Here is a 9,654-nt window from a genome sequence, read left to right as displayed (position 1 = left end):
TGGACGACCAGAATACCCTAATGATCTCTAAAAGTAGATGTCCTGAAATCAGCAGTGGCATCTATCCCAAGCCAGGCAAGAAATTTGCAGAGATTGTTCAGAATTGGTTGAATGACACATCATCCCCTAGCCAAGCTGCGACGGTTGCCCCAAGGGATATAGTCATACCTAATGTTGTACCAGTACTATATGCAGTACAGGAGCAACCTGCCTATGCGATCGCCGCAGTTGCCAGCAACGACAATGTTGCCCCAATTGCTAGTACCAACGGTCACGTCGCCGCGATCGCTAGTACCAACGGTCATATCGCCGCGATCGCCAGTACTAATGGTCATGTCGCCACAGTCATTGAGGCTCATATTCCTAGTCCTAATGTTCAACCATCCGCTCAACCCGCGATCAGCAGACAAGATAACCCAGCCAAAGCAGCATTTAAAGCACTTTTAGCTGTGACCCAACAACCAACGGGCAAAGTGATTGAAGCAAGCATCGACTTGTATGGAGCCGATGCCACTGGACAAAAGCCCAAATTTAACAGTGAAAACATGACCGCATTGCAAATTAAGGAAGTGTGCGAAGCCTTAATGCGTGAATGGCTGGGCGTAAAAGGATATGCAGTTGAACTTGCTCAAAACTTGATCGACATCTCATCGTCTAGACACCCAGGACAATATTCCCTGATTGCCAGTGATATTAACACTCAGCTTGAATTCTAGATTTAAAGCCAACCATAACTCTCTAGTAAATAATTTCTAGAGAGTTATGGCATTTATGGGAACGGAAACGCTATCGCGTAGAAGCTCATGAAGTGATTCCTAAACAGGTATAAATCGATGTGTAATTCAACAAATTCCGTAGTTCTCTCTGGCTATATTGGTAACGTCTCCGCAGTACGTCAAACTAGAACTAGCGGTAAGGATGTATTGGACTTTAGCCTTGCTGTACAACCCAAACCTCGCAGAGATAAAGATGGTAATTGGATCAACCAAGAGCCACTTTGGGTGAAAGTCGTATGCTGGAATGGTACAGCCCAGTATGCCGAAGAACGTGCTCAGTCAGGACGTTTTGTGGAAGTAGTGGGAGTACTATCCCAACCAGAAGAATATCAATCCAAGAAAGATAAGAAGCATCATGCACGTACTGTCATCAGCGCCCAATCTCTTAACTTTATTGATGTTGAGCGAAAGATTGCCGATGCTGCTGATGAAGAATATGAGCCAACTGCTGCATACGATGATGATTTTTAGCTAACTGTTTCAGAGAGAATTTACCTTGCTAATCCTCTCTCTGAAACAACTACTCTGAAAAAAAACAAATATTTGCCGCAAGCGAATGTTTGTTCTTTTTTTATCGCTATCGCTTGAAGTTCATGCCCAACTAGATGAAAAGAAGGTTACGATGATTTACTCACATAAAGGCTATCAATGTTTACTATTGCCACGAGTATCGAAGCATGGTGCTCAATGGAGTTGCAAACCCAAGAGCAGCGACAGCGTGGAGCAACAAGCATTTGTAACATGGTCTAGAGCCAAGCTGATTGTTGGTATCGACATTCTCCAAGCTAAGCAAAAGTTTACGAGTCTTGTGGAATTATTCTTACAGGAGCGCAGCGCTGAGTTCCCATTATATCCACGACCAGAAATGCCCGATGCGACAATTGAAGCGATCGTTGACGCAAGAGTTTATCTGGTTGCGAATAATAGCGGCAAGAATCATACAGCGAAGTTTCGGGTGTTTACAGAAGATCGTCTGCGAGTTTTCCCTTCGCACAGTCCTATCCCCGTTGGCATCAAATCCCAACCACGACGGATGGAAAATGCAGCCTAAGTAAAAAGTAAAATCCTCACTGTGAGGGTTTTACTTTTTTTTACAATAGGGAAGTCCGACACTGTGAATTTTTAGAACAAATAGGCTAGCGCCAGTGCTTGTGTAAAAGCGTATAAGTTAAACAGCGTGAAAATCATGACCAACGAAGCAATAGACCTAGATCAAAGCCGACTGCGGTTATGCATTGAAATTTTACCTGAAATCGAACAATCACCAGAACGGCTGGTGATTATTTCCATTTGCCGAGACTTGGGAAGACCACTAATCCGCACGATCGCCTTATCAGGGCTTACGCCGATCCCAGAGCCACTAGCAGAAATCATCCGAGCCTATGCTGAGAGTGACCTAGCCTGTCCAATTCAACCCGATACATCAGATGAGGAAGAACACAAACTACCTGCAAAGCCCGAATTTTCCATCTTGCCAAGAAAAACAGATCCATCTTCTAAAGCTCTACAACAAACTTTACAACTATGAATACAATCACTACACCTAACTACAGCATCAAAGTTGAAGGACAAACGATTCCAGTGCCACCTGAAATTGGTAGCAGTGACGAGCAAATCAAGGCTACGCTCAGTCAGTATTTTGAAGGAATCAAAAACTCACAAATTCGGCGAACAGTTCAATCGAATGGAGATGTCCTCGTGGATATCTGTAAACAAGCAGGACCAAAGGGCTAAGCATGTCCGAGCTAGTCCTGACCAGTTTGATTACAGCCAGTGAATTTATCAATCCCTTGCTAGAAATACTATGGGAGATCGATCAGCATGAGCGGCAAGGACAGCAACTAATCGAAATCGGTGAAATTGAGCTAGAAAACTTTACTGAAGCAACAATTTTATCTAGGCAAAATAGTTGTTTATTGCAGCGATCGCTAGACAACTTAAAAAAAGCGCACCCGATCGCCGCCCCTGCGGTAATCAGAGGATTCTAGAATGGACAACGCCAAATTTCAGTGGATGTGTTCCCACACATCTGAAAGAGCCGCCGATTACCTTGAATCCATGCAGCTACGTGCAAATATGTTGAGACTATATCAGCATTACTATCCAGAGAAATATCAGCAAACCACAGCCAGCCTAGCCTTTGCAAAACCCGAAGACTATAGCGAGAAAGAAATCGAATTTCTGACTTTAGTGGACGAGCAGTTCTTTCCTTTACCCTTAGTAATGACAGATTTGGAACGTACAGCCTATATACCAATAGACCCAATTGGTACTTCATGGTACTACGACGAATTTGAAGGATTAGGTGCAACCGAGAAATTTCTGATGTGCCTAATTCATGACATCAGTAGTGAAGTATGGGATGGCGTAGAAAGCGAACTGGGCAAAGAATTACCCCCAGTCGTAGATTACATATCCGATGTGCTTCTACGTCAAGAGGCAAAAAAGGCGAGGGGAATGATCTCTCGATTGCCACTGGCGATGGAGATGCTAACCCAGTCAACGGATAATATCTGGCTGGATATGACCTACGAAAGCGAAATCACCGATGCTAATTGGACGATAGAGGTGATTGACATACTGAGAGAAGCATATACAGACGCTCAGACAATCATGAAGGAATATAGAGAATTTATCGAATGGCTGGATCAGGACTCCCAAAACTGCGTCAAAGTAGTGAGGCTGTGGAACAGGTGTAAAGAACCCATTCCCCAACTACATTTTCACCACCCCATCAATGCATTAGCGGGATAAGGAGGAAACCATGTTAACCATAAATCCGATGCAAGATGCCCTCAATCCTGATGGGTATCCACTCATAGAAGCAGATGCAAAACTGCTATTTCTGAAAGGAGGACATTACTGCTTTCAATATCGAGATGCAGGAAAAGAAACCTATAAATTTCTATCACCCGAAACTGTCAGAGCCGCATTTCAACATGAACAAATTGACTCAGGATGGATACCCAGTGGCGTACAGCGATTGGGTATCTGTAAGCAAGGACAATGGTTCGTGCAGTTTATACCACCTGCAAGACGGACATTTACCTTCACAAATTTGACTGAGGACGGAGAGCCGATCGCTTTGACCATCCCGATGATGGGTTTAGTGTTTATGCTCTGCGGTGATAGTTGTTATGTTTGGGCAACTAACTTCAAAATCTTCAATGCAGAGGCTCCTATTTACCATGTGCCATTACCGAATATCTACGGTGATGGCAGAATCTGTATGGGTAATGAAAATAGCTTTTCTAGTCAATTAGAAGGAATAGAGAAACTAGCTCAAGCATGGCAAATGTTTATGAATGCACCGTTCAGCAATCATCTTGTGAATGATAAATCAACTTCCCATCCACAAGATATTCGTTTGAAGCTATTACAACTCCAGAAATCCAACCGCTATCCAATCGCCGATCTTGTCCAATGTGGCTCCTCGGTGAAGGTAGCGATCAATATGATTATAAACCAATGAAATTATTAGAACACGTTCAAAAACACTCAGTTACCGCAAACACAGTATTGCCGATTACCTATAGTGCGGGACTGATTCAGCACATCATCGCCACGAATCAGCATCTGCCTGAAATCGCGCCGACATCAATGTACGAGTACGTTTACGCAGGAAATGGCACATTTGTCAGAGCGAGACGGGAAGGGTTGGTAGCGATCGCGCAAAAATCAGGATTTGCTAATTATAATTATCCAAAATCACCACGTCCCTCACAGGCTGCACATTTGAAACTTGCCACTTGAGTTTTGTGAGGATCAATCTCCGTTTTCAATTTCCATGTACCTGATGTCTCCGCAACAATCGTGATTTCTCCTGCACATTTGTCGGCTTCAGATGAGGACAATCCTGATTTTTCCATTGTTGATCGATCGCTTGCTGAATATACACAAGTGCGTGTAACTTCTGTGCAGATGAATTTCCAAAGACGCTTATCTTTGTTGTCCTTCAAACCAATTAAAGACTTAAAAAGCTCAGGTTCCACATGACCATAAGTATTCTTACTACCTACAGACAAAACAGCTAGCTCTGCATCAATCAAAGCCAACAACTCTTTCAATTCATCACCATTTTTAGGGTAGGCTCCATGATGAGGTATTTTGACAACGTGCGCTGTAAAATCGTCACTTTCTGAGTTTGTCTTTAAAAAGCTGAGTAATTCCGCAAGTCCTGCCCCTTCAATATCGGCAAGAAGTTGTGCAGAAAATTCGCCATAGGTAACTTGTAAGACGGTAGAAACTTCGTTTAATTTGCTTGCACTTGAAGCAAAGTGTCTACTAGCAAATTCTTCACTTGGATGCAAAGCCGCTATTTTTAGCAATCCTTCGGAGTACGGTTCTTCATCACGAAAAATTGGAGAATGTATTACAACTCTTTTTTTACTCCATTCTGCAATACGAACTAATGCATTCTCAAGAATCTTATTCTTCACTCTATCAGATTTAACTTTCTTCCAAGCAACTTCAAGGGCTTTACAAGGAAAATGTATCTTCTTTACGATATTTACATCACCAAGCCAAGTATCGAGAAACTCTACCAATTTAATCAGTGATGGGAAATGATCTCGATGATCATGAGTAATGTAAATTCTATCTATCCTAGATATTTCGTATTTTCGCAGCCAATCTTCTAATATATCTAGTTTGCCAAGGTCAACGATTATTGTTGAGTTCTCAGTTTGGATTACAATACTATCTGCATTACCAACAGGCAGAAAAGTGATTTGACAAGTCACGATAAAACCTCCAAATCAGGAATCCTTAAAAACTCATCTAACTCGTCATCAGTGAGATAAGGACGTGGAGTATGGCAAAACTTTCTTAAAGCCCAAGGACGTTCTCTAAGTTGTGCAAATGTTTTCACATCATGACTTAACTGCACCTCAAAGGCAGTACCGTCCAATGCCCACGCTGGTAACTCTTGAGGTAAAGGAATCCATTCGCCTTCAGTATTATCATCATCCATGAGTCTACTGATATACATAAGAACTTGGCTCTTGTCCTCAGAAATTTCTAAGACTTGACCAATAGCAGTTTTTGTCTTTTTGATTTCTTGTTTTGTCTTTTTGATTTCTTGTTCTAACTTCCAAGCTTTTAATTCTGGGGATTTACCTGTACGCTGGCGTTCAATCCAAGTGGGATTTCCATAGGATTTCTTTACTAGACCATTCAATTGTTCTCTTAGAGGATCGCGATTGGGAATAGTTTCACGATTTTGATCTCGCTTAACCATTTGACTCGTAATATCAATAATCTGCCGATCAACTAATAGAGGAAGTGGAAATTGAAGGAGAATATCTTCTGTTAAATTAATAGTTCCACGACCAATCATTGATAGTTTTACTGCTAAATCTGATGAAAGAATCCCAAGCAACCATAATCTTTGTTCTTCAAAGCTTAAGTCCCCCCAATTTGTAGGCGGTTCTTCTGGTTTATATTCCTTGTTCGTCATGTTAGCTTCTTGAATAGGCAAGATGCACCAAATACTATTGTTAGGGCAAAGTCCTGTGGTATCAAGCTGGACAGGGAGAGGTTTATTGTTTTTAGATGAAATATTTGCTATGCGACCTACAAGGATTTTAGATTTGGCAAATAGGCTTTCACACCGTTCTCTTTTGCTTTCCAGATCAATTGAGTCATATATGACCCATTGCATCAAAGGATCAACCCTTTCTGGATCAGCCCAAAAAGAACCTTCTTTGCCCCATCTCATCCGCCATGTTGGTTTATATGGTCTGTCACTTGGCGGATATTCAACAGGAGGATGTCCCTTACGATGTAAAACACCAGTAAAAATAAAGAATAGGGATGATAATTGGATAGTTGGAATAGATAGATTGATTTTAGGCTCTGTAACCTCATTCCAATCCCCATTAGGATTGATTGTTGAAATCCATGAAGTTCCTAAGTATCCACCATCAAGGATCTCAGGAATTTCAGCGCTAGAAATAACTTTTCTTGAAATAGAATAATATTTTTTAGGCTCACCCACAGAACCAGAGACTACGCAAGTGTCTTGTCTAGCACTAACTCCAATAGTTCCAACAGGTAGTTGCCAAATCTCAAATAGGTTACATTTACTAGATAAAGTCTTACGAATATCTGATATACCATATTTTTTACCTGGGATAAAAGAGCTTGGTAAAATGAATGAAAATTGAGAACCATCATCTAGCCAATTGATAGATTGTTTGATAAACTCAAAGGCTAATTGCTTGTCTCCTCTTATCTCAAAAGGAGGATTAGCAATCAGAATACGAGGCTTATTGCCAATTTTTTGTATAATATTCTCCTTACTTAATGATTCGTAATCTTCACCATAAAACTTTGGAGATGGTAGAAAATCAGAAATACCAGTAGATTCCCTAGCTAGAAAATAGCGAAGTTGAGTGATTAAATTGACATCTCTATCTAAATCGTTACCGATAACATGATTAGCCAAATAATCCCTTCGTGATTGTTCATCAGTAGGAATGTCAGACATTTGAGCAAGCCGAGCAGTAGCTGCTAAAAGCAAACTTCCCGAACCAGCCGCAGGATCGAAAATAAAACGTTCTTCTGGACGAATACGTTCTAATGGCAATAACTCAAGCATTTTTTCGGCGACTTTGATCGGCGTATAATGCCGATTCAAATCACCCCAATTATTTCCGTTTAAGTCGTCAGGTAATTCTATAATTGCTTTTTCGTATAAACTGCCCACATCACGATGATTAGTTAAAGCAAAACTAACAGATTGCCCCATATACAGAGCAAGTTGTTGTCGAATTACTTCGTTAGTAAATTGAGCAGACTCTAAAGCTCGCTTAAAAAAGCCATTGGTACGAGTCACCATAAGATTAAGTAAATCTAAGGGATCGTTTGTTTGAGATAATTCAGCAGATCCGAAAAAACCTTTGTCCTGTAAAATTCTTGCTGCTAAATAAGCGATCGCTACTCGAATAACGTGACCTTGAATCTCATTCCTTGATGAGCCTAGACCTTGAGAAGACTTAACTTTTTTTAATGCTTCTTCAATAGCTTTTTGGAATGCTTTATCAATCCGTTCCTGTTGACGTAACAAGAATGTAAAACTCCTTTCAGAAATAGTTTCTTCTAAATCTGAAAATGATAACTGCCCTTGACGAAACTGTGAAAGAGCTTTTGGCGTAAAAAGATGAGGCTTAGGCGAAACCAGAGTTTCGCGCCAAGCATTAAGATCTAAAATTTTTTCATCTAACCTTTTAGAAGAATCAGAAGGTGTTACAAGATGTAGATGATCGGAACCAACCAGTAAACCTCCCCGAACTGGCCATTCTTCCAGTCTGCGTCTCCATCGATCTAGATCATTTTCATTAGAGACAGGCTGAACAAAGAAAGCAAGAATATTAGCATTAGGACGTAAACCACCATCTGTCCATAAAGCATCAATTTTTACTATTCCTTTAGCATCAATTTCTGGCATAGGAATATTCCGCATTGGTTCGATCTGATAAAGATCCATCCAAATACGTTGAGTTATATCTAAAGCTTCATTAAACAGCGCTTGGATAGTCATAGGAATTCTCAACTTGCTAATGCAAGCCCTGCACGTTTCTCAAAATCAAGTACATGATGCTTTTCAGCCTCCCTGAATAATTCAGTAATAATGTCGCCGATCGCACCAACTTCATGAATCACAACTTGCCCTTTATTCACTCCTGAAGCTTCCAATACAGTCAAACCAAAATGTCTCAGATCTTCAACTAAATACAATTGTGAATTTACTAAGACAAGTTTGTGTGCAAAAAAGGAAGGCTCATAATCATGTTCTTTTAGAAAAACAAGTACTTTGCGAATCTCCTGAAGTGTCAGATTTTCTCTGAGTCTCTCAATAGTTTTGATCTCAAGCACTTGTTGCCAGCTATAAACGACTTTTGGATGTTTGGGATTACCAAACTTCAAAGGCACAACTAGCTTGGTACGGTCAAGGTAACTGAGCCTACCAGAGTCAATCCCTGTTAGGTCAATAGCTTCTTGCCTTGTAAAACCATTTGTCATATTGAGCTTAAATACTCTAGTACTGGAATTTTACTCATTTGTTTAAACTAAGAGTCTAAATTTAAACATTTGTTTACATATACTCTAAATTGTAAATGCTATTAAGTCTAGTAGTCCCCCAAAGAAAGTTTGCGCGTGGCTCTTAGATTCTTTGGCACAATCCCCAAAAATAGCAAAGAGCTTATAATTGTAAACTCATCTTAAATTATCCTTAATATTTGCGCTTAATCCTAACTTAACCAAAGCAGGTGTAACTGGCTGACATCCAAATTAAAAATAAATTTTTAATGGATTCCTTTTATCTCATTTAACTGATTGTTCCATTCTATTATCTCAAGATCACAGTAAGTTCTATTTTACAGTGAGTTTATAAATTTATTGAAAGCCACATTTAGGATAGAATATTGAAAAGTAATATCCAAATTCCGTTTTATGTTCTATTCTAATTTAATAATTCTATCAACTCTAATTTAATGATTCTATCAACTTTGTAAGGATTACCAAATGAACAATCAAAATCTAGATAATCAAAAAAGTTCAAGCATTTCACCACAAGTGGCTGAATATATCCGACTGTATACCGAAGCGAACTATCCGATCCGAGACATCGCTAAACAATGCAAAACATCAGTCTCCACCGTATACAACGCAATGGTCGCCGCAGGTTTTAAAGAATTTAGACCGCGCCACTCACGCGCTAGCCATACGAGAATGTCGATGGAGCAACAGGCGATCGCCTTATACCAATCAGGACTAACGAGGTCAGCGATCGTCCAAAAATTAAATGTCGCCGCCAGAACCCTCAACAAAATCCTTGAAAAGCATAATATTCCCATTCGTCGGGGCATCGATC

12 protein-coding genes and 1 pseudogene are annotated in these 9,654 nt (G+C 40.3%); 10 read left to right on the top strand and 3 right to left on the bottom strand.

Going from position 1 to position 9,654, the window contains the following annotated elements:
• The 9 genes and pseudogenes from VB775_RS10115 to VB775_RS10075 all read left to right on the top strand — a co-directional run.
• Positions 1-716: pseudogene (locus VB775_RS10115) on the top strand (hypothetical protein); the annotation flags it as partial.
• Between the two features lie 117 nt (positions 717-833).
• Positions 834-1,247 (top strand): single-stranded DNA-binding protein, encoded by a 414-nt coding sequence (locus VB775_RS10110; protein ID WP_281009626.1) that lies wholly within the window; start codon positions 834-836, stop codon positions 1,245-1,247.
• Between the two features lie 85 nt (positions 1,248-1,332).
• Positions 1,333-1,827: a hypothetical protein gene (locus tag VB775_RS10105; RefSeq protein ID WP_281009625.1), complete on the top strand. Its 495-nt coding sequence runs from the start codon at positions 1,333-1,335 to the stop codon at positions 1,825-1,827.
• Between the two features lie 135 nt (positions 1,828-1,962).
• A complete protein-coding gene (locus tag VB775_RS10100) occupies positions 1,963-2,304 on the top strand; it encodes a hypothetical protein (protein WP_281009624.1) in 342 nt (113 codons plus the stop codon).
• A complete protein-coding gene (locus VB775_RS10095) occupies positions 2,301-2,510 on the top strand; it encodes a hypothetical protein (RefSeq protein WP_281009623.1) in 210 nt (69 codons plus the stop codon). Before VB775_RS10100 ends, VB775_RS10095 begins: the two co-directional genes overlap by 4 nt.
• A gap of 2 nt (positions 2,511-2,512) precedes the next feature.
• A complete protein-coding gene (locus VB775_RS10090; protein WP_281009622.1) occupies positions 2,513-2,764 on the top strand; it encodes a hypothetical protein in 252 nt (83 codons plus the stop codon).
• Between the two features lies 1 nt (position 2,765).
• Entirely contained in the window at positions 2,766-3,530 is a 765-nt protein-coding gene (locus VB775_RS10085; protein ID WP_281009621.1) for a hypothetical protein, read from the top strand.
• A gap of 10 nt (positions 3,531-3,540) precedes the next feature.
• On the top strand, positions 3,541-4,248 hold the full coding sequence (locus tag VB775_RS10080) for a hypothetical protein (RefSeq protein ID WP_281009620.1): 708 nt from the start codon (positions 3,541-3,543) through the stop codon (positions 4,246-4,248).
• Positions 4,245-4,529 carry a hypothetical protein gene (locus tag VB775_RS10075; protein ID WP_281009619.1) on the top strand — a complete coding sequence of 95 codons (285 nt, stop codon included), beginning with the start codon at positions 4,245-4,247 and terminating at the stop codon, positions 4,527-4,529. Before VB775_RS10080 ends, VB775_RS10075 begins: the two co-directional genes overlap by 4 nt.
• Here the strand turns inward: VB775_RS10075 and VB775_RS10070 are convergent.
• The 3 genes from VB775_RS10070 to VB775_RS10060 are packed head-to-tail and all read right to left on the bottom strand — an operon-like array spanning position 4,475 to position 8,801.
• Positions 4,475-5,518 carry a ComEC/Rec2 family competence protein gene (locus VB775_RS10070; protein WP_281009618.1) on the bottom strand — a complete coding sequence of 348 codons (1,044 nt, stop codon included), beginning with the start codon at positions 5,516-5,518 and terminating at the stop codon, positions 4,475-4,477. The two genes, VB775_RS10075 and VB775_RS10070, sit on opposite strands and share 55 nt — an antisense overlap.
• Positions 5,515-8,319: an N-6 DNA methylase gene (locus VB775_RS10065; RefSeq protein ID WP_281009617.1), complete on the bottom strand. Its 2,805-nt coding sequence runs from the start codon at positions 8,317-8,319 to the stop codon at positions 5,515-5,517. Before VB775_RS10065 ends, VB775_RS10070 begins: the two co-directional genes overlap by 4 nt.
• 8 nt (positions 8,320-8,327) lie before the next feature.
• Positions 8,328-8,801 carry a MerR family transcriptional regulator gene (locus tag VB775_RS10060; RefSeq protein WP_281009616.1) on the bottom strand — a complete coding sequence of 158 codons (474 nt, stop codon included), beginning with the start codon at positions 8,799-8,801 and terminating at the stop codon, positions 8,328-8,330.
• Between the two features lie 504 nt (positions 8,802-9,305).
• Here VB775_RS10060 and VB775_RS10055 point away from each other — a divergent pair.
• Positions 9,306-9,654 (top strand): helix-turn-helix domain-containing protein (locus tag VB775_RS10055; RefSeq protein WP_323216756.1); only part of this gene is annotated, 349 nt, incomplete at its 3' end.

The sequence above is a fragment of the Pseudanabaena sp. CCNP1317 genome (assembly GCF_034931345.1).
Taxonomy (GTDB): domain Bacteria; phylum Cyanobacteriota; class Cyanobacteriia; order Pseudanabaenales; family Pseudanabaenaceae; genus Pseudanabaena; species Pseudanabaena galeata.
This window is presented reverse-complemented; position numbering and strand designations above follow the sequence as displayed.

Coding starts and splice junctions, on each gene's coding strand:
- VB775_RS10110 (WP_281009626.1), top strand. CDS start 834: ATGTGTAATTCAACAAATTCCGTAGTTCTCTCTGGCTATATTGGTAAC.
- VB775_RS10105 (WP_281009625.1), top strand. CDS start 1,333: ATGTTTGTTCTTTTTTTATCGCTATCGCTTGAAGTTCATGCCCAACTA.
- VB775_RS10100 (WP_281009624.1), top strand. CDS start 1,963: ATGACCAACGAAGCAATAGACCTAGATCAAAGCCGACTGCGGTTATGC.
- VB775_RS10095 (WP_281009623.1), top strand. CDS start 2,301: ATGAATACAATCACTACACCTAACTACAGCATCAAAGTTGAAGGACAA.
- VB775_RS10090 (WP_281009622.1), top strand. CDS start 2,513: ATGTCCGAGCTAGTCCTGACCAGTTTGATTACAGCCAGTGAATTTATC.
- VB775_RS10085 (WP_281009621.1), top strand. CDS start 2,766: ATGGACAACGCCAAATTTCAGTGGATGTGTTCCCACACATCTGAAAGA.
- VB775_RS10080 (WP_281009620.1), top strand. CDS start 3,541: ATGTTAACCATAAATCCGATGCAAGATGCCCTCAATCCTGATGGGTAT.
- VB775_RS10075 (WP_281009619.1), top strand. CDS start 4,245: ATGAAATTATTAGAACACGTTCAAAAACACTCAGTTACCGCAAACACA.
- VB775_RS10065 (WP_281009617.1), bottom strand. CDS start 8,319: ATGACTATCCAAGCGCTGTTTAATGAAGCTTTAGATATAACTCAACGT.
- VB775_RS10060 (WP_281009616.1), bottom strand. CDS start 8,801: ATGACAAATGGTTTTACAAGGCAAGAAGCTATTGACCTAACAGGGATT.